The 20,759-nt window shown below is 47.7% G+C and carries 17 protein-coding genes; all 17 read left to right on the forward strand.

Translation table 11 applies throughout. The annotated features are described in order from the left end of the window. The first annotated feature begins 21 nt into the window (after nt 1-21). The 17 genes from ribF to LCM00_RS15075 all read left to right on the forward strand — a co-directional run bounded on the left by ribF (nt 22) and on the right by LCM00_RS15075 (nt 20,731). Nucleotides 22-978, forward strand: coding sequence for a bifunctional riboflavin kinase/FAD synthetase (gene ribF, locus LCM00_RS14995; RefSeq protein ID WP_224903559.1), 957 nt, complete (start codon nt 22-24; stop codon nt 976-978). Between the two features lie 118 nt (nt 979-1,096). Next, nucleotides 1,097-1,366 (forward strand): 30S ribosomal protein S15, encoded by a 270-nt coding sequence (gene rpsO, locus LCM00_RS15000; protein ID WP_009795996.1) that lies wholly within the window; start codon nt 1,097-1,099, stop codon nt 1,364-1,366. A 241-nt stretch (nt 1,367-1,607) separates the two neighbouring features. Continuing rightward, nucleotides 1,608-3,728, forward strand: coding sequence for a polyribonucleotide nucleotidyltransferase (gene pnp / locus LCM00_RS15005; RefSeq protein WP_224903561.1), 2,121 nt, complete (start codon nt 1,608-1,610; stop codon nt 3,726-3,728). A gap of 229 nt (nt 3,729-3,957) precedes the next feature. Then, nucleotides 3,958-4,959, forward strand: a complete 1,002-nt coding sequence (locus tag LCM00_RS15010; protein WP_224903563.1) for a polysaccharide deacetylase family protein — start codon at nt 3,958-3,960, stop codon at nt 4,957-4,959. Between the two features lie 46 nt (nt 4,960-5,005). After that, nucleotides 5,006-6,244, forward strand: coding sequence for a M16 family metallopeptidase (locus tag LCM00_RS15015; protein WP_224903565.1), 1,239 nt, complete (start codon nt 5,006-5,008; stop codon nt 6,242-6,244). Between the two features lie 633 nt (nt 6,245-6,877). Further along, complete coding sequence (locus tag LCM00_RS15020) at nt 6,878-7,123, forward strand: YlmC/YmxH family sporulation protein (protein WP_224903568.1); 246 nt, start codon at nt 6,878-6,880, stop codon at nt 7,121-7,123. A gap of 371 nt (nt 7,124-7,494) precedes the next feature. Then, nucleotides 7,495-8,403, forward strand: coding sequence for a dipicolinic acid synthetase subunit A (gene dpaA / locus LCM00_RS15025; RefSeq protein WP_224903570.1), 909 nt, complete (start codon nt 7,495-7,497; stop codon nt 8,401-8,403). Beyond that, a complete protein-coding gene (locus LCM00_RS15030) occupies nt 8,393-8,992 on the forward strand; it encodes a dipicolinate synthase subunit B (protein ID WP_224903572.1) in 600 nt (199 codons plus the stop codon). Before dpaA ends, LCM00_RS15030 begins: the two co-directional genes overlap by 11 nt. A 258-nt stretch (nt 8,993-9,250) precedes the next feature. Beyond that, nucleotides 9,251-10,300: an aspartate-semialdehyde dehydrogenase gene (asd, locus tag LCM00_RS15035; protein ID WP_224903574.1), complete on the forward strand. Its 1,050-nt coding sequence runs from the start codon at nt 9,251-9,253 to the stop codon at nt 10,298-10,300. Nucleotides 10,301-10,329: 29 nt separating this feature from the next. Next, on the forward strand, nt 10,330-11,574 hold the full coding sequence (gene dapG / locus LCM00_RS15040; RefSeq protein ID WP_224903576.1) for an aspartate kinase: 1,245 nt from the start codon (nt 10,330-10,332) through the stop codon (nt 11,572-11,574). Between the two features lie 17 nt (nt 11,575-11,591). After that, nucleotides 11,592-12,461, forward strand: coding sequence for a 4-hydroxy-tetrahydrodipicolinate synthase (gene dapA / locus LCM00_RS15045; protein WP_224903579.1), 870 nt, complete (start codon nt 11,592-11,594; stop codon nt 12,459-12,461). A 504-nt stretch (nt 12,462-12,965) separates the two neighbouring features. Further along, on the forward strand, nt 12,966-14,639 hold the full coding sequence (locus tag LCM00_RS15050; protein ID WP_224903581.1) for a ribonuclease J: 1,674 nt from the start codon (nt 12,966-12,968) through the stop codon (nt 14,637-14,639). Between the two features lie 179 nt (nt 14,640-14,818). Beyond that, entirely contained in the window at nt 14,819-15,571 is a 753-nt protein-coding gene (locus LCM00_RS15055; protein WP_224903583.1) for a ClpP family protease, read from the forward strand. Next, complete coding sequence (locus LCM00_RS15060; RefSeq protein ID WP_224903585.1) at nt 15,568-15,786, forward strand: YlzJ-like family protein; 219 nt, start codon at nt 15,568-15,570, stop codon at nt 15,784-15,786. The genes LCM00_RS15055 and LCM00_RS15060 overlap by 4 nt, the downstream gene beginning before the upstream one ends. A gap of 270 nt (nt 15,787-16,056) precedes the next feature. Next, a complete protein-coding gene (locus LCM00_RS15065) occupies nt 16,057-18,414 on the forward strand; it encodes a DNA translocase FtsK (RefSeq protein ID WP_224903587.1) in 2,358 nt (785 codons plus the stop codon). A 404-nt stretch (nt 18,415-18,818) separates the two neighbouring features. Then, nucleotides 18,819-19,544 (forward strand): GntR family transcriptional regulator, encoded by a 726-nt coding sequence (locus tag LCM00_RS15070; RefSeq protein WP_009791684.1) that lies wholly within the window; start codon nt 18,819-18,821, stop codon nt 19,542-19,544. An 89-nt stretch (nt 19,545-19,633) separates the two neighbouring features. Beyond that, a complete protein-coding gene (locus tag LCM00_RS15075; protein ID WP_224903589.1) occupies nt 19,634-20,731 on the forward strand; it encodes a BMP family lipoprotein in 1,098 nt (365 codons plus the stop codon). Nucleotides 20,732-20,759 lie beyond the last annotated feature (28 nt).

Raw genomic sequence — 20,759 nt, forward strand, 5'->3', positions numbered from 1 at the left:
AGAAAAAGGTGAGTATCATCAATGGAAGTCATTGCTATTAAACATCCCCATCAATTTGCCAGAACGGATTTTCCCGGGCTGTCCATGGCCCTGGGTTATTTTGACGGGGTCCATCTCGGACATCAGAAAGTCATTCTTGAAGCGAAAAAAGCGGCAGGGCAAAAAGGGCTGAAAAGCGCAGTCATGACCTTTGATCCCCACCCTTCTGTCGTACTGGGGAAAAGCGTACAGCATATAGAATATATAACGCCTCTTGAAGATAAAATCAAAGAGATAGAAAAGCTTGGCGCAGATTATTTATTTGTCGTCGAATTCAGCAGCAGCTTTGCCAGCCTGCTGCCGCAGGAGTTTACAGACCAATACCTGATCGGCCTCAACGCCAGGCATGTAGTGGCTGGTTTCGACTACAGCTATGGCAGGATGGGCAAAGGCACAATGGAGACCCTTCCGTTTCATTCAAGGGAAGAATTTACATACACGGTGGTCGACAAGCTTACAGACGGCACAGAAAAAATCAGCTCAACCATCATCCGCCAAAAGATCAGGGAAGGCCAGACAGAGGAACTTCCGGGGCTGCTGGGCAGATATTATACAACACGCGGCACTGTCATCCATGGGGATAAGCGGGGCAGGACGATCGGCTTCCCAACCGCCAATATCGACATCGGAACCAGCTATATCTATCCGCCGACAGGAGTGTATGCCGTAAGGATGTGCGTTGATGGGAGCTGGGTAGAAGGCGTCTGCAATGTCGGCTATAAACCGACATTCAATAAGCCTGCTGCTGACCGGCCTTCAATAGAGGTCCACCTTTTTGATTTCAGCAGGGAAATTTACGGCTCTGAAGTTGAGATCGAATGGCACCGCTACTTGCGTTCAGAGAGGAAGTTCTCCGGCGTGGATGAACTGGTTGCCCAAATTTCGAGGGATAAAGACGCAGCTGTCGGCTACTTTGAAAATAATGAAGGTTTAACTTGATTTTTGTCCTGAAAAGCTGTATTCTTATAAACGTACCAAAAATAAGAACCTTTGCTTGGCAAGTCGAGTCACCGACGCTTGCTCAGTGACAGGGGATAAACATTAGGAGGTGAACAGGATGGCAATCACTCAAGAACGTAAAAATGAACTGATCAATGAGTACAAGACTCATGAGAACGATACTGGATCTCCAGAAGTTCAAATCGCTGTCCTTACAGAATCAATCAACAACTTAAACGATCACTTACGCACTCACAAGAAAGACCACCATTCACGCCGCGGTCTTCTTAAGATGGTAGGTAGACGCCGTAACCTATTGACTTACCTTCGTAACAAGGATGTTACTCGTTACCGTGAGTTAATCACTAAGCTTGGTTTACGCCGATAGTATTGAAAGCGGGATTTTTTTCCCGCTTTTTTATCGTCTTTAAGTGATAATTACAGAAAGCCGGCTTATAAAAAAGCAGGCTTTCTGTATACATAGATTGATTTTTTACATAGAAATTGTGCATACTAAATACAACTATGTCTTTTTTTGATTTATAAAAGAATTTTACGATGGTTTAGGCTAATACAATAATTCGCTAAACCTCTAAAAAGTTTACACGCAGAGAGGGGTTTATAAAGCAATGGGACAAGATAAGAAGATTTATTCCTTGGACTGGGCCGGACGTACGCTAACAGTGGAAATCGGGCAGCTTGCAAAGCAGGCCAATGGAGCAGCGCTGATCCGTTATGGAGATACAGCAGTCCTCAGTACAGCAACAGCATCAAAAGAGCCGAAAAACCTTGACTTTTTCCCGCTGACAGTCAATTACGAAGAGCGTCTGTATGCAGTAGGGAAAATACCTGGAGGCTTCATTAAACGTGAAGGCCGCCCAAGTGAAAAGGCCATTCTTGCCAGCCGCCTGATCGACAGGCCGATCCGCCCGCTGTTTGCTGACGGTTTCCGAAATGAAGTACAGGTTGTAAGCATGGTAATGAGCGTTGACCAGGACTGCTCATCCGAAATGGCCGCTATGTTTGGCTCATCTTTGGCACTGAGCGTTTCTGATATTCCTTTTGGAGGCCCGATTGCCGGGGTGACAGTAGGAAGAATCAACAATGAATTTGTCATCAACCCGACAGTGGACCAGCAGAACGAGAGCGATATGCATCTTGTTGTAGCCGGGACAAAGGATGCCATCAACATGGTTGAGGCAGGTGCAGATGAAGTGCCTGAAGAAACGATGCTTGAAGCCATCATGTTCGGCCATAACGAAATCAAGCGCCTTATTTCCTTCCAGGAGCAGATTGTTTCTGAAGTCGGAAAAGAAAAAACAGAAATTAAATTATACGAAATAGATGCAGACATCGAATCCCGTGTTCGTGAAACTGCTGAAAAAGATATGGTCTCAGCCATCCAGGTGCAGGAAAAGCATGCCCGTGAAGCTGCCATTAAAACAGTGAAAGATGCTGTGCTGGCACAATACGAAGAGCAGGAAGCAGACGAAGATACCATCAAACAGGTGAAAAAGGTGCTGGACAAGCTTGTCAAAGCCGAAGTCCGCAGATTGATCACTGAAGACAAAGTTCGCCCGGACGGCCGCGGACTTGATGTAATCCGCCCTCTGTCTTCTGAGATTGGCCTCCTTCCGCGTACACACGGTTCAGGGCTGTTTACAAGGGGCCAGACCCAGGCTCTGAGCATTTGTACACTTGGCGCACTCGGCGATGTCCAGATCCTTGACGGCCTTGGCATTGAAGAAGAGAAACGCTTTATGCACCACTATAATTTCCCTAACTTCAGCGTAGGGGAAACCGGACCGATGAGAGGTCCAGGACGCCGTGAAATCGGGCATGGAGCTCTTGGTGAGCGCGCTCTAGAACCAGTTATCCCGAATGAAAAGGATTTCCCTTACACCGTCCGCCTTGTATCAGAGGTTCTTGAATCAAACGGCTCCACTTCCCAGGCCAGCATCTGTGCGAGCACACTTGCGATGATGGATGCCGGTGTTCCGATTAAAGCTCCAGTTGCAGGTATTGCGATGGGTCTTATTAAGTCAGGAGAGCATTACTCAATCCTTACTGACATCCAGGGGATGGAAGACCATCTTGGGGACATGGACTTTAAGGTAGCAGGTACATCCAAAGGTGTAACAGCTCTGCAGATGGATATCAAGATTGAAGGACTTTCCCGCGAAATCCTTGAAGAAGCACTCCAGCAGGCCAAGAAAGGCCGGATGCAGATCCTTGATTCTATGCTTGCGACAATTGCTGAGCCGAAGAAGGAGCTTTCCAGGTACGCGCCAAAAATCCTTACGATGACGATCAATCCGGACAAGATCCGTGATGTTATCGGGCCAAGCGGGAAGCAGATCAATAAGATCATCGAAGAAACCGGCGTTAAAATCGATATCGAGCAGGATGGAACAGTCTTCATTTCTTCTATAGACCAGGAAATGAACGACAAAGCTAAAAAGATCATCGAAGACATCGTCCGTGAAGTTGAAGTCGGCCAGATGTACCTTGGCAAGGTCAAAAGAATTGAAAAGTTCGGAGCATTCGTTGAGATCTTCAACGGAAAAGACGGACTTGTGCATATTTCCGAGCTTGCCGAAGAGCGTGTAGGCAAAGTGGAAGATGTCCTGTCTCTAGGAGACGAACTGCTTGTAAAAGTCACAGAAATCGACAGGCAGGGCAGAGTCAACCTTTCCCGCAAAGCGGTCCTTAAGGAACAGCGTGAAAAGCAGGAGAAGGCACAGGATTAATATCCAGCCGATTTAGCATAAAATGAAGGCTTAGCCGGTATGCCGAGGAACGCAGACGAAAATGCAGCTTCCTGCTGGCTTTGGCGGCAGCTATTTTGAAGCCAGGGAGATCCCTGGCTTTTTCTATACATAAAGAATCACCTGAACCGTGCAGGCAGCAGGATATTTCCAGCCGCTGTTCTACCCTGTCCACCATTCACATAAAAATTAGTGAAGGAGGGCTGAATAAATGAAAAGACTAGCTGGTATGCTGATCATCGGTGCCGTTTCGCTGATACTGGTCAATAACCCTTTTACAGATCACTATGTATCCCAATTAAAGATGGATAATCCCGCTGTAACTGCAGTGTCAGATCCTTTGATTCAAAGAATCGAGGAGGAATCCCCAAAATACTACATAGCTCCACAGGATGCGAAGATCGACCCGGTCTGGAAGGCAATACCCGGCTACAATGGGGTAAAGGTTGACACATTGGCATCATATAAAAAAATGAAGAGCGATAGGAAATTCGATCCTGATAAATTGGTGCTAAAGCAGATCGAGCCGGAAAAGAAGCTGGGTGATTTGCCTCCTGCACCTGTTTATAAAGGGAATCCCGACAAACCGATGGTCTCATTCATTATAAATGTTGCCTGGGGGAATGAGTATTTGTCCGGCATGCTTGCCACCTTGAAGAAACATAAGGTAACAGCGACTTTTTTCCTTGAAGGAAGATGGGTCCAGCAAAATCCTGATCTTGCCAAGATGATTACAGAAGCAGGCCATGAGGCCGGGAATCATTCCTTCACCCATCCGGATATGAAAACCTTATCCTCGGCACGCATCAGGGAAGAAATTGAAAAGACCAATCAGGTCATTAAAGCAACAACCGGGCAGGAAGTTACCTGGTTTGCTCCGCCGAGCGGAAGCTACCGTGATGAAACGGTCCAAATTGCCGCTGAAAAGAAACTGAAGACAGTCATGTGGAGCCTTGATACGGTGGACTGGCGCAAGCCTTCCCCTGAAGAGCTGCTGAATAGGGTGGTCCCCAAAATACATAATGGCGCCATCATTCTGATGCATCCAACAGATTCCACAGCTAAATCACTCGACAGGCTGATTACGCAAATTAAAGAGAAAGACCTCGAAATTGCCTCAGTTTCAAGATTATTGAGCGAAGAGCGGATTATGGACAAAACATTGAAAGAAAAACAGGATTTTGGAAAAAATAACAATAATGAGATATACTAACTAAACCGCGATAAATGCACCAGGATAGAGAACAGGAGGAGTTGCTTTGATTAAGAAATATACATGCCAAAATGGTGTAAGAGTAGTTTTGGAAAATATACCGACAGTCCGTTCAGTGGCAATCGGCGTCTGGATCGGAACCGGTTCAAGAAATGAGCATCCCGGCAATAATGGAGTTTCTCATTTTCTGGAGCATATGTTCTTTAAAGGAACAAAAACAAGGACAGCCAGGGAGATAGCAGAATCCTTTGACAGCATTGGCGGCCAGGTCAATGCTTTTACATCAAAGGAATACACATGCTATTATGCGAAGGTCCTTGATACACATTCAAAATTTGCACTGGATGTACTGGCAGATATGTTCTTCAATTCCACCTTCGATGGCGAAGAATTGAATAAAGAGAAAAATGTTGTGCTCGAGGAAATCAAGATGTATGAAGATACGCCTGATGATATCGTCCATGACCTTCTCGGAAAAGCCATATATGAGAGCCATCCGCTTGGCTACCCGATCCTCGGGACTGAGGAAACGCTCGAGACTTTTAAAGGGGATACACTCAGGGAATATATGCATGAAACCTATACACCGGAAAATGTCGTCATCTCCATTGCCGGAAACATCTCAGATTCTTTCATTCAGGAAGTGGAGAAGCTTTTCGGTTCTTATGAAGCCGGAAAGCAGGAAAGAAATGAGGATAAGCCTGTCTTCCATTCAAACCGTGTTTCCCGGAAAAAAGAGACTGAACAGGCACATCTTTGCTTAGGCTATGAAGGCCTTCCGGTCGGGCATAAAGATATGTACAGCCTGATCCTTCTGAACAATATCCTCGGCGGAAGCATGAGCAGCCGCCTGTTCCAGGATGTAAGGGAACAAAGAGGGCTGGCGTATTCAGTCTTTTCTTATCACTCATCATTCCAGGATACCGGGATGGTCACGATATACGGCGGCACCGGTGCCAAGCAGCTGGATGTACTGTATGAAACAATCCAGGAAACGCTTGCTACATTAAAAAGGGACGGCATCACTGAGAGAGAGCTGAAAAACAGCAAGGAGCAGATGAAGGGAAGCCTGATGCTGAGCCTTGAAAGCACAAACAGCCGCATGAGCCGCAATGGCAAGAACGAACTGCTGCTCGGAAGGCACCGCTCACTCGATGAGATAGTCGAACAAATTGATGCAGTCACAGAAACTGGAGTTAACAAAATGGCAAACTCCGTCTTCTCAGACCAATTCTCTGTTTCGTTGATCAGCCCTGACGGGGTACTCCCGAAGAATCTAGCTTAAATAGAGAAATGACTTGAGCCCGGCGTGAGTGCCGGGTTTTTGTTATGTTTCGGCTAAAAGCTCAAATGGAACTCTGAGAAAACTGGATTGAGGATGCAAGTGGAGCTAACTAAGGCCCTCAGAGAGCCAGTTTGACTGAATAGAGGGTGTTAGTGGGGGTAACTAAAGCTTTGAGAGCCAGTTATGCCTGGGTAGAGGGTGGTAGTCCTGTCGACTGAAGCCCTCTGAAAGTCAATTTGCGGAATAGAGGGTGTTAGTCCGGCCGACTGAGGCCCTCTGAAGGCCAGTTTGCAGTATAGAGGGTGTTAGTGGGACCGACTAAGACCCTCTGAGAGCCAGTATGCCTGGATAGAGGGTGTTAGTCGAGCAAACTAAGAACCTCTGAGAGCCAGTATGCCTGGATAGAGGGTGTTTGTGCAGCCAACTAAGTCCCTCTGAGAGCCAGTATGCCTGAATAGAGGGTGTTAGTGCAGTCAACTAATGCCCTCAGAGAGCCAATTTGCAGAATAGAGGGTTTTAGTTCTCCCGGCGAAAACTCCCCATATGTTTTTATCAATCGAAAAGCTGGATTACTTCTAAAATCATTTTCCTGCCGTAAATATATATTGAGGACAAAGACTGGGGGGATTTGCGGTGAGACTCAGTGAGCTGAGCGGGAAGGAAATTGTTGATGCGAAAAAAGCTGAGCGCCTCGGAGTGCTGGGCCAGACCGACCTTGAAATAAATGAAAAGGACGGACAGATCAAGGCCCTTCTCATTCCGTCGCTGAAATGGTTCGGCTTGAAGCGTCAGGGAGGGGAAATCAAAGTCCCCTGGCAGCATATCAAGAAAATCGGCAGCGATATGATAATCATTGATATGCCTGATGATGAAAGCTGAGCATAACGGAGGAAAAGCCGGACACGGCAAGGCGTTCGGAGTTTTGGCAAAAGGGGTGCGGAATGGTCATTACATTCCGCACCCCTTTTGTTTTCTATGTTACCTAAAGTTCCGTGCATGTATAATTCAGTAAACCAAAAGCCTCGGCTTTCTCCTTTTCCAGCTCCGCCGCCGGAGCATCGAGCCATTAGCTTCAGGACGTGGCGCTATTTTCTGCGTTCTTTAAAGGCAAGCAGCCTCCTCTTTTCTGTCCGCCCATTTTTCTTCTTCGAACAACTCACCTTATCTGAGCTGCTGTCATAGGATGTTGGAGTAGTTATTTATGAGACTTTAGATTCCTGTAAGATTCTTTAGAAGAAGGTGAATATTTCATGCTGACAGGGATGCAAATAGCAGTAATGGGCGGGGATGCCAGGCAGCTGGAGATAATCAGCAAGCTGACGGAACTGGATGCGAAAACCCTGCTCATCGGCTTTGAGCAGCTGGACCATGCTTTTACCGGAGCATCGAAGGAGAAAGTGGATGAAGTCGATTTTTCAGCTCTGGATGCCATAATCCTGCCTGTGCCAGGCACCAACCTGGAAGGGCAGGTTGAGACTATATTTTCAAATGAGAAGGTTTTTTTAACAGAAGATATGATCGCCCAAACACAGCCGCACTGTACCATATATTCCGGCATTACGAATTCCTATCTGGATTCTATCACCAGTAAGAATGACAGAAGGCTGGTGCAGCTGTTTGAAAGGGATGACATAGCCATTTATAATTCGATTCCTACTGTTGAAGGGACAATCATGATGGCCATCCAGCATACTGATTTCACCATTCACGGATCCAACGTGGTGGTGCTTGGCATGGGCAGAGTCGGTATGAGCGTGGCAAGAACCTTTCACTCTTTGGGGGCAAAGGTAAAGGTTGGCGCAAGAAGGAGCGAGCATATTGCGAGAATTACTGAAATGGGGCTGACTCCGTTCCATTTGGATGATATTCAGTCATTTGTCAAAGACACGGACATTTGCATTAACACCATACCGCATCTGATTGTCAGTGCTTCGGTCATCAGCAAGATGCCTGTCCATACCCTGATCATTGACCTGGCATCAAAACCTGGCGGGACAGATTTCCGCTATGCTGAAAAGAGGGGCATAAAGGCATTGCTGGCACCGGGCCTTCCGGGAATAGTGGCTCCGAAAACAGCAGGGCAGATTCTCGCCAATGTGCTGGCCCAGCTGCTTGCCGAAGACTTTCAAAATAAAAGGGGGCAATACCATGACGCTTAAAGGTAAAAAGATCGGGTTTGGCCTTACTGGTTCACATTGTACTTATGATGCCGTTTTCCCTGAGATAGAAAAGCTTGTCAATGCAGGAGCAGAGGTGCTCCCGGTTGTAACAAGCACTGTTCAGAATACTGAAACGAGATTTGGAGCGGGGGAGGATTGGATTGAGAGAATTGAGAACCTGACCGGCAATAAGGTGATTGATTCGATTGTAAAGGCAGAGCCCCTCGGACCGAAGATACCGCTGGACTGCATGGTCATTGCGCCATTGACAGGAAACTCCATGAGCAAATTTGCCAATGCGATGACAGATTCCCCGGTTCTGATGGCGGCAAAGGCAACGCTCAGGAATCAAAGCCCTGTTGTAGTCGGCATCTCCACAAATGATGCCCTGGGGCTGAACGGAATGAATCTGATGAGGCTGATGGCAGTGAAGAATATTTACTTCATCCCATTCGGACAGGATGATCCGGTTAAAAAACCCAACTCAATGGTGGCCAGGATGACCCTGCTTTCAGAAACGATTGAAGCGGCCATCACGGGAAAACAGCTCCAGCCGGTTATTGTTGAACGCTATAAAGACGGTAACTGATCTCCATGCCTTCCATCATAAAAAAGTTTATTTCTTTAACAGGTGAATATGTTAAAATGAAAATATTAAATATGAGTTTGTCCACCTATTCAATCATTGGACCATCATCTCATATACTGGAAGCATAGTGAATGCTATACTACAATAAGAATGGCGGTGGCGAAGAAAACAACAGCTGCCGTCCTCTTATATTGCCTGCAAAAGAAATGCAGCCTAAAATCGATCAATAATTTTGTATGCTGGAAGGGGAAGTTTTGGATGGAGAACAAAAAAGGATTTCACGTTGCAGTCGTCGGGGCTACCGGAGCTGTTGGACAGCAGATGCTGCAGACTTTAGAAAGCAGAGATTTCCCTGTATCGAAATTAACTTTACTATCTTCTGCCCGCTCAGCTGGCACTAAGGTAAGTTATAAAGGAAAAGAATATATCGTGGAAGAAGCCAGGCCGGAGAGCTTTGCCAGTGTGGATATCGCTTTATTCTCAGCAGGCGGCGGCGTTTCAAAAGAACTGGCTCCGCATGCTGTTGAGCATGGCGCCATTGTGGTTGATAATACAAGCGCCTTCCGTATGGCAGAAAATGTACCGCTCGTTGTCCCTGAGGTGAATGAAGAAGACCTCAGGAAGCATAATGGGATTATCGCCAATCCTAACTGCTCTACCATCCAGATGGTTGCAGCCCTTGAACCGCTGCGGAAGAAGCATGGCTTAAGCAAGGTCATCGTGTCTACGTATCAGGCTGTTTCCGGTTCTGGCGCTGCGGCAGTTGAAGAGCTGTACAGCCAGACTAAGGCGATCATTAATAATGAGGAGCATGAGCCAAAGATCCTTCCGGTCAAAGGCGACAAAAAGCATTATCAGATTGCCTTTAATGCTATCCCTCAAATTGATATGTTCCAGGAAAACGGATTTACATTTGAAGAAATGAAAATGATCAACGAAACAAAGAAAATCATGCATATGCCTGATCTTCAGGTGGCAGCTACCTGTGTCCGCCTTCCTGTAGCAACCGGCCACTCAGAGTCAGTATACTTTGAGCTGGAAGCCGGTGGCGTGAATGCACAGGAAATCAAAGACATCCTCAAGGATGCCCCTGGTGTTGTGCTTCAGGATGACCCTGAAAATCAAATCTACCCGATGCCTGCAGATTGTGTAGGCAAAAATGATATCTTTGTCGGACGGATCCGCAAGGACCTTGACAATGATAAAGGCTTCCATATGTGGGTAGTCTCTGATAATCTCTTAAAAGGCGCAGCGTGGAATTCAGTCCAGATCGCCGAAAGCTTAATCAAGCTGGAACTGGTAAAATAAGTGGAAACGGATATTTTTGAGGTGTTACGATGAAGATAATCGTCCAGAAGTTCGGAGGCACATCCGTACGGGATGACAGCAGCCGGGCGCATGCAAAAAGGCATATAAAAAAAGCTTTGTCAGAAGGATATAAAGTAGTGGCAGTCGTTTCTGCGATGGGGCGCCAGGGCGATCCCTATGCAACCGATACCCTCTTATCGCTGATCGGCGGAGCCGGCAGCAAAATCAGCAAGCGGGAAAACGACCTTCTTTTATCATGCGGTGAAACCATTTCAAGCATTGTGTTCACCAACATGCTGAGGGAGGAAGGCATCGAGGCCGCAGCACTGACCGGTGCACAGGCCGGATTCAGGACCAACAGCGATTTCACGAACGCGAAGATCATTGAAATGAAATGCGACAGATTGCTAAGGGAGCTTGAGGAATCCGATGTAGTCGTCGTGGCAGGCTTCCAGGGAGCAGCAAAGAATGGCGATATCACAACCATCGGCAGAGGCGGGAGCGACACTTCAGCCGCTGCGCTCGGGGCTGCGCTTCAGGCAGAGTGGATTGATATCTTTACAGATGTAGAAGGCATCATGACTGCCGACCCGCGCATTGCCGAGAATGCAAGGGCGCTTTCAGTCGTCACATATACAGAGGTCTGCAATCTTGCCTATCAGGGAGCCAAGGTCATCCATCCCCGGGCGGTGGAGATCGCCATGCAGGCGAAGGTGCCGATCAGGATCAGGTCCACTTATTCCGACGGACTTGGAACACTGGTCACAGCCATTAATAAAAACAGCCGGGGCAGCGACATCAAAGAGCGGCCTGTAACAGGCATCGCGCATTTGTCCAATGTAACGCAGATCAAGGTCTTTGCCAAAAAGGACCAGTACAACCTCCAGGCAGAGGTCTTCAAGGCGATGGCCAATGAACAGATCAGCGTTGATTTTATCAATATTTCGCCGAATGGCGTTGTATATACCGTTTCTGAGGATATGGCTGACAAAGCGGTCAAAACGCTTGAGCAGCTGGGCCATGATCCTGTGCTGGAGCGCCACTGCGCCAAGGTTTCCGTTGTAGGAGCCGGGATGGCAGGAGTGCCGGGTGTCACTTCAAAGATTGTCACAGCACTTTCAGAGGAGAGCATCAGGATCCTCCAGTCAGCGGACAGCCATACAACCATCTGGGTGCTGGTCAAGCAGAAGGATCTTGTCAAGGCAGTCAATGCCCTTCATGATGCCTTCCAGCTTGAGCAGGAGTCATTGGAATTCGAACAGACAGATATATAGGCAGGGAGTTGTAAAGAATGGTTCTATTTGGAAGAGTTTCTACAGCAATGGTGACGCCTTTTGATAAAAAAGGCCATATAGATTTTACAAAAACAACGCAGCTTATCAACCATTTAATCGAGAACGGAACAGATTCCCTCGTGGTTGCCGGCACAACAGGGGAATCGCCGACACTGACAAAAGAAGAAAAGCTGGCGCTGTTCAAGCACGTCGTCAAGGTTGTCGACAAAAGGATCCCTATCATTGCAGGAACAGGCAGCAATGATACGTATGCTTCTGTTGAAATGACAAAGAAAGCGGAGCAGATCGGCGTGGATGCCGTTATGGTCGTAGCTCCGTATTATAATAAACCAAATCAGGAAGGCTTGTACCAGCACTTCAAAACGGTTGCTGAAAGCACATCCCTGCCTGTCATGGTTTACAATATCCCGGGAAGGTCTGTAGTCAATATCGCGCCGGAAACAGTGATCAGGCTGTCGAAGATTCCTAATATTAAGGCTGTAAAAGAAGCGAGCGGCGATTTGAACAGCATGACAGCGATCATAGCCGGCACTGATGAAGACTTCCTCCTGTATTCAGGAGACGATGGACTGACGCTTCCGGCAATGGCGATTGGCGCAGCAGGAGTGGTTTCTGTAGCATCGCACGTGATTGGAATTGAAATGCAAAGCATGATCTCTTCTTTCCTTGATGGGAATGTTGGAGAAGCTGCTGTTAAGCATCAGAAGCTCCTTCCGCTCATGGAAGGCCTTTTTGCCGCACCAAGCCCGGTGCCAGTCAAGACTGCCCTTCAGCTGAAGGGCATCGACACGGGTTCAGTAAGGCTGCCGCTGGTTCCTCTGACAGAACAGGAAAGAGCTGCACTGCTCAGCTTGTTCCAAAACTAAATAAAACGGTCCTTATCAGGCCGGAGAGCACCTGCTCCCGGTCTTTTCCTATAGGGGCTGACTGATTCCTGCAGATACGAAAAAATTAAATTGGTTGTCATAAAATTCATAAATCAAGTATAATGGGTGTAACTGAACTCGTCCGATTATGCAATGCATTTTTTGAATATTCTTTCATAGAAAAAGCGGTCTCGAAATGGGCTGCTTTGCAATAAAGCAGGCCAGCTGTGAGGAAGGCCAGAAATCAGTGTGGGCTGCTCCGGATTCAGGAAGGAATAGTGACGGCTTATCCTAGGAAGTAGGTTTGCCTGTCAGCTCCGTTCCTAAGCCGGTCCCGGCTATAGGCCGCTATCATGCTTTTTTGCTGAACCATGTCAGTCAGTATACATAAAAGTTTTCAGGACGTTTTCTGTTTATAAGAGTGTCAAGCTATACAGCTATATATATTAAAAAGGCTGGCCCCTGTCCGGGGTACAGCCGAAACAGCATTGGAGGAGCTTTTAGGTGAATAATAGAAAAAATGAAAGCATCAGGCTGATCGCCCTTGGCGGCGTAGGGGAAATCGGCAAAAATATGTACCTTGCAGAAGTGGATGATGATTTGTATGTCATCGATGCAGGGCTAATGTTCCCGGAGAACGAAATGCTAGGGATTGATATTGTGATTCCGGATGTTTCTTATCTGGTCCAGAATAAAGACAGGATCCGGGGTATTTTCCTGACACACGGACACGAGGACCATATCGGGGCACTTTCTTATGTGCTTAAAAAGGTATCTGTCCCTGTGTATGGTACAAAGCTTACACTTGCCCTGGCCAAGGCCAAGATGAAGGAGCAGGACTACAGGGGCAAAGCAGAACTGATTGAAATCAATTCCGATTCAGTGCTTGAATTTGAACATTCAAGTGTGTCGTTTTTCCGGACCAATCACAGCATCCCTGATTCAGTGGGGATATGTGTCCATACTTCAGAGGGGAGCATCGTCTACACCGGCGATTTTAAGTTTGACCAGGCTGCCCCTGAACTGTACAAAGCGGAAATCGGAAAGATGGCCGGAATCGGCGACAATGGGGTGTTATGCCTCCTTTCAGACAGTACAGATGCAGAAAGGCCGGGATACTCAACATCCGAGGCAGTCGTGCAAAAGGCAATGGCACATGCATTCTATAGCGCAAAAGGAAGGGTCATCGCAGCCTGCTTTGCTTCTGATCTTATTCAGATCCAGCATATATTCGATGCGGCAAAGGAAAGCGGCAGGAAAGTTGCAGTGGCCGGGAAGAGCATCCAAAAGGTATATGATCTTGCAGTTCAGCTCGGTTATTTGGCTGTCAAAGATGATATGCTCATCCCTTTGTCAGAGCTTGGCAGCTTCAGGGACCATGAAGTGGTCATCCTGACGGCCGGCTCCCAGGGCGAGCCGATCGAGGCGCTGCAGAAAATGGCGAAAAGAACGCACAGGCAGGTGACGATCCAGGAAGGAGACACCGTCTACCTCGCTGCTGCCCCGATCAGGGGAGGGGAAGTGTTCATCTATAAGACGATGGATATGCTTTACAGGGCCGGAGCGACCGTAATCACCGGTAAGAACAGTGCAACAGCATCAAGCCATGGAAGCCAGGAAGAATTGAAATTCATGATCAATCTGATGAAGCCGAAATATTTCATCCCGGTTCATGGAGAATATAAAACATTGAAGACACATGGAAAGCTCGCCGCAGAATGCGGAATCAGCCAAGACTCGATCCTGATTCCTGAAAAAGGGGATGTCTTCGAGATCAAAGAAGGCAGAATCAAGCAAAGCGGCCGCGTTCCGGCTGGAAATGTTCTCATTGACGGAATCGGCGTCGGTGATGTCGGCAATATCGTCCTGAGGGACAGAAGGCTGCTTTCACAGGACGGGATCTTGATCGTTGTCGTGACGCTGAACCGCCATGATAAGCAGATAGCTGCAGGGCCTGAAATCATTTCCCGCGGTTTTGTGTATGTGCGTGAATCTGAAAAGCTGCTGGTTCAGGCAGCAGATATGGTCAAGGAGATCGTACACCGCGGCTCCCAGAAAGAAAGTTTTGACTGGGCTGCTGTCAAACAGGATATGCGCGACGAGCTTAATCAGTTCTTCTACGAAAAAACAAAGCGCCGTCCGATGATCCTGCCGATCATCATGGAAGTGAAGCAATAGACTATATTTTATAATAAGAGGCCATGAAGCAGCTGCTTCATGGCCTCTTATTGCAATAATAAAGGTTCTGCCCGTCCTCTGATGAAAGAATTGCCCGTCCCGTTTTTTTGGCTGCCCCGGAATGAAAAAGGCATTGGCGTCCATACTAACGATATTAAGCCTTGAAAGGAGAATACAGGATGGATGAGAATTTTTTTCAAAATGCCAATGAAGGCGGAGGAAGCCCGGAACAGCCTAAGGAAGATAAACCATCAGCCCTGATGGAGAAAATACAGCAGCTTGGCCAGACGAATGTGCCCCAGCTCCCGCAGGATACAACCATCCATTGTTTGACGATTGTCGGACAAATTGAAGGGCATCTTCAGCTGCCGCCGCAAAATAAAACGACGAAATATGAGCATCTGATCCCACAGATCGTCGCAATAGAGCAAAACCCTAAAATTGAAGGGCTGCTTGTTATCCTGAATACAGTGGGGGGAGACGTGGAGGCAGGACTGGCCATTTCTGAAATGCTTGCGTCCCTTTCTAAGCCGACCGTTTCAATCGTACTTGGAGGCGGCCATAGCATCGGTGTTCCGATTGCTGTATCCTGTGATTATAGCTTTATTGCGGAAACGGCAACGATGACGATCCATCCAATCCGCCTGACAGGATTGGTCATCGGGGTGCCGCAGACTTTTGAATATCTGGACAAGATGCAGGACAGGGTCATCAATTTTGTGACGGGGCATTCAAAGGTGTCAGAGCAGAATTTCAAGGATCTGATGTTTGCAAAAGGAAATCTGACCAGGGATATAGGAACGAATGTAGTCGGTGCAGATGCGGTCTCCTACGGTTTGATTGATGCAGTCGGCGGCGTCGGGCCTGCCCTTAAGAAGCTGAATGAGCTGATTGACCTGAACAAAGGCAAGGAAGAGGGGCTGGTGCAATGATTTTATACACATCGATGCCCCAGGAATTGATCTTCCAGCCGGAAGAAAGTGCATACAGCAGACAGAAATTCCTTTCTTTTGAAGGAATACCTGTGCTTGCTGAAGCTGTCGGGGATACGCCTCAGCAATATACAGTAATCAGAGTCATGAGCACAGACCCGAATCATTTTCTGGATGAAAGATGCATGCCCGGCTCTAAAATTACAATAGTATAACCCAAAATTCGGGCTTTATGCTATAATATTGTTATACTACTAAGAGCAGCCAGATGGCTGCTTTCCTTGTAATGCTTTGGCTTTCAAGGAAGAAGCGGGGCGGCCGGATTGCCGGGATGGGGAAAGGCAGTTCCGGTTTATGCTCCGCCTTTATAGGGCTCGGCAGTCTGCCGGGTTTTCTTTGTTTTTAAGGTGTGTGACGAATGTCTGCCGCATGTCAGCTAAGGCAATAATGAATCAGGATAGAAATCTGCAGTACAGGGTGATGAAATGGCAAAAAGAAAAAGAAGGCAATCGAAGAGCAAAGAAAAACTGAAAAAAACCGTTCAATATGAACTGACTGGATTGATACTGATTGCCCTGTCAGTGATTTCAATAGCAAAACTCGGGGCGGTCGGGACATCGATCGTCATGTTCTTCCGTTTTTTTATGGGAGAATGGTACATACTGGGGCTTCTGGGGATGGCTGTCTATGGAGGATATCTGATGTGGAAAAGGGAGCGGCCGTATCTTTTTCCTACAAAGCTGATGGGGCTGTACCTGATTATTGCCTCTATGCTGCTCCTTAGCCATGTGACACTTTTCCAGCTGCTTTCAAACGGCGGCAAGTTTGAAGATCCAAGCGTCATCGGCAACACATGGGAGCTATTCTGGATGGAGGCAGGCGGCGAAACGAGCACGACCGATCTCGGCGGCGGGATGATCGGCTCGGTGCTGTTCGCGATGTCTTACTTCTTGTTCGATGAAGCCGGCACAAAGCTGATTGCTGCTTTACTGATTATAATCGGTCTCGTGCTGCTGACCGGAAAGACCTTTGGTGAAGCGGCAGGCAAGCTGTTTATCTCCATTTGGGGCTTCATCAAGAAGCAATGGGCAGCGTTCCTGGAAGATATGAAGGAATCGAAGCGGAAGTTCCGTGAAAGAAGCGATGAGCGGAGGCAGAGGCAGGGAGAGCTTCGCCAGGCAGCCGAGGAGCGGGAGCCTGAACCGTCCGCCAATATTACCCAGCCGCCTCTGCCGGCTGAAGAAGAGCCTTCGCCTGAGCCGATCATTTCAAGCTTCGCTGAGCGGGCTTACCAGCAGCAGCCAGAACCTGTGCAGGAAGCGGCAAAGCGGAAGTCCAAGCCGGGCGGCCAAGAGGCAGCAGAGGATGAGTCTGCACCAGCCATCACTTTTACGGAAGTGGAGAATGTGGAGAATGTCGACTATGAGCTTCCTCCGCTGAGCCTCCTCACTATGCCGAGGCAGGCTGACCAGAGCGGTGAGTATGAACAGATACATGCCAATGCAGCCAAGCTTGAGCGCACCTTCCAGAGCTTTGGGGTCAAGGCCCGGGTCACACAAGTCCACTTAGGGCCTGCTGTAACCAAATATGAGGTCCATCCTGATGTGGGCGTGAAGGTAAGCAAAATCGTAAGCTTGAGTGATGACCTGGCGCTTGCCCTTGCAGCAAAGGGAATCAGGATCGAGGCCCCGATTCCGGGCAAATCGGCGGTCGGGATTGAAGTGCCGAACACAGAGGTAGCAATGGTCTCCCTGCGTGAGGTGCTCGAATCCAAGCAGAACGACAGGCCGGACAGCAAGCTGATGATCGGCCTTGGGCGCGATATCACCGGTGAAGCTGTCCTGGCTGAGCTGAATAAGATGCCCCATCTGCTTGTTGCCGGGGCAACGGGCAGCGGGAAAAGTGTCTGCATCAATGGCATTATCACAAGCATCCTGATGCGCGCCAAGCCGCATGAAGTGAAATTGATGATGATCGATCCGAAAATGGTCGAGCTGAATGTGTATAACGGTGCACCCCATCTGCTGGCACCTGTTGTCACCGACCCAAAGAAGGCTTCACAGGCGCTGAAAAAAGTGGTCAGTGAGATGGAACGGCGCTACGAATTATTTTCCCATACAGGGACCCGCAACATTGAAGGCTATAATGAGCATGTCAAACGGCATAATGCAGAGGAAGAGGCACAGCAGCCCCTCCTGCCTTATATCGTCGTCATTGTGGACGAGCTGGCTGACCTGATGATGGTCGCATCTTCGGACGTTGAGGATGCCATTACAAGGCTCGCACAGATGGCGAGGGCCGCAGGAATCCATTTGATCATCGCGACCCAGCGTCCATCTGTAGATGTAATAACAGGTGTCATCAAGGCGAATATTCCTTCAAGAATCGCTTTTGCAGTATCCTCCATGACTGATTCCAGGACCATCCTGGACATGGGAGGAGCAGAAAAGCTCCTTGGACGGGGGGATATGCTGTTCCTTCCTGTCGGCGCTTCTAAGCCGGTCAGGGTCCAGGGCGCCTTTCTTTCGGACGAAGAAGTTGAAGAGGTAGTCGATTTCGTCATTTCCCAGCAGAAGGCTCAGTATCAGGAAGAGATGATTCCTGATGATGTGCCAGAAACATCGGCAGAGGTTGATGACGATCTTTACGAAGAAGCTGTGGAGCTTATAGTGGAGATGCAGACTGCATCTGTCAGCATGCTTCAGAGGCGCTTCAGGATCGGCTATACCCGGGCGGCAAGGCTCATTGATGAAATGGAGCTGAGGGGGATAGTGGGACCCTACGAAGGCAGCAAGCCGAGGGCGGTCCTGGTTGCGAAGTCATCAGAGGAAGCAAGTTCTTAAGCAGATGAAAACCGGTCCAGGGGGGGCCGGTTTTTTTTGTAAAAAAAAAGATAGCAGAACAGCAGTGAATAAGGTTATACTATTAAAAGCGCTTTCATAAAATGGAGGGCCGGCTTTATTTTTATAGTCAGCGAGTCTTGCAGAATGGAAATATCTTTAAATTAGTTAGGGAATAAATAACAGGAAAGCGCTTAAAAAAGAATGATTTTTCCTGGTATTTCCGTTTCTGAATACGGTGATTTTTATGTGTTTTCTGATAAATGGTTTTAAACCACCTTTTTTCGACAAATTCTCGAAATTCTATTTATTTATTAAATAAAAAGTGTTATAGTATTTTCGATTAGTAGGAATCATTAAACATCAGAGGTCTGATGTCTTGAGAAAAAAGGTTGGAGGAACCCTGCATGTCAATTAAGTCAGATAACCGGCATCTATACCTGCAAGTCATCGATCGATTAAAGCAGGACATTGAAGAGGGACTCTATAAAGAAAGAGAAAAGCTTCCTTCTGAATTTGACCTTGCAAAGCAGCTTGGAGTAAGCAGGGCTACACTGCGTGAAGCGCTCCGTATTCTTGAAGAAGAAAACGTGATTATCCGCAGGCATGGTGTAGGAACCTTTGTGAATGCAAAGCCTCTCTTCACTTCAGGGATCGAGCAGCTTAACAGCGTGACGAACATGATTCTGCAGGCAGGGATGAAACCAGGAACAGTTTTCTTAAGCTCAGTCACTCAGGGGCCTACCGAAGAGGATGTGCGCCGTTTCTCATGTTCGGCGGAGGAAGGGATTGTGGTTATCGAAAGGGTCAGGACAGCGAATGGGGAGCCTGTGGTCTACTGTGTGGACAAGCTGCCGGAAAAGATACTCCCGGAAAGCTTCACGCACGACCAGGAATCGATTTTTAATGTGCTCGAAGAAGAAGCCAATAAAAAAATCACCTATGCCGTTGCCCAGATTGAACCGATCGGCTATCACGAAAAGATTTCCCCGATCCTTGAATGTGAACCGGAAACTGCACTGCTTGTGTTAAAGCAGATGCATTACGACGAAATGGATGAACCGGTCCTCTATTCGGTGAATTATTTTAAGGCCGACAAGTTCAGCTTCCATGTCCTGCGCAGGAGAATATAATTTTTTTGCGGATATGAAAGCGAAAACAAATCTGTTTTTCAGAATATTCCTGCTAAAATTTCAAACAAATTCCTTGGGGGGTACAAACCTTGAAAAAGCGTAAATTTGGTTTGGCGCTGTCACTTGTTCTTGCAGCCGGCACAATTCTTGGTGCATGCGGAAACAATGATGAAAAAGACAATGCAGCTGGTGAAGGCGGAAAAGAAAAAGAAAAAGCATTCTCTGTTGCAATGGTAACTGATGTCGGCGGTGTTGATGATAAATCATTCAACCAATCTGCCTGGGAAGGTCTTAAGGCATTTGGTGAAGAAAACGGCCTTGAAAAAGGCAAAGGCGGCTATGACTATCTGCAGTCACAATCAGATGCTGACTACGCTACAAACCTGAACAACCTGGTTCGTCAGGACTTTGACCTTGTTTTCGGAATTGGTTTCATGATGCAGGGAGCAGTTGATGAAATCGCTCAGCAGCAGAAAGATGCACACTTCGCGATCGTTGATGCAGAAGTTCAGCAGCCTAATGTTGCAAGCATCCTGTTTAAAGAACAAGAAGCTTCTTTCCTTGCTGGAATCGCAGCAGGTTTAACAACTAAATCAAATAAAATCGGCTTCATCGGCGGTATCGAAGGAGCAGTTATCGAGCGCTTTGAATCCGGCTTCCTTGCAGGTGTACAGGCGATCAACCCTGAAGCACAAGTAGATGTACAGTACGCTGGCGCATTTGATAAAGCAGAGCTTGGCCAAACGATTGCAGCTAAGATGTACTCTTCTGGAGCAGATGTTATTTTCCACGCTGCCGGAGGAACTGGAAACGGACTATTCAAAGAAGCCCGCGACCTTAAGCAGAAAGATCCTTCTAAAGAAATCTGGGCAATCGGCGTTGACTCCGACCAGACAGCTGAAGGTGTTGTCGGCGACCATAACGTCATCATCACTTCTGCACTTAAGCGCGTTGACAATGCTGTGAAAGACCTTTCAACTAAAGCTATGGAAGGCAACTTCCCTGGCGGCGAAATCACTACTTACGGACTGGCTGAAGACGGTGTAGGCCTTGCAGAGATCAATGACGAAGTTTCTGCGAAAGCCGATATCGAAGCTGCTGTAACTGAGTGGCAGGATAAAATCAAGAGCGGCGACGTTGTTGTACCTGGTACAAGAGCTGAGCTGGAAAACTTCAAGGCTGAATAATACAAAAGGGAATAAGGGGGTTGTATGG

Source organism: Bacillus infantis, from assembly GCF_020171945.1.
GTDB lineage: Bacteria > Bacillota > Bacilli > Bacillales > Cytobacillaceae > Bacillus_AB > Bacillus_AB infantis_A.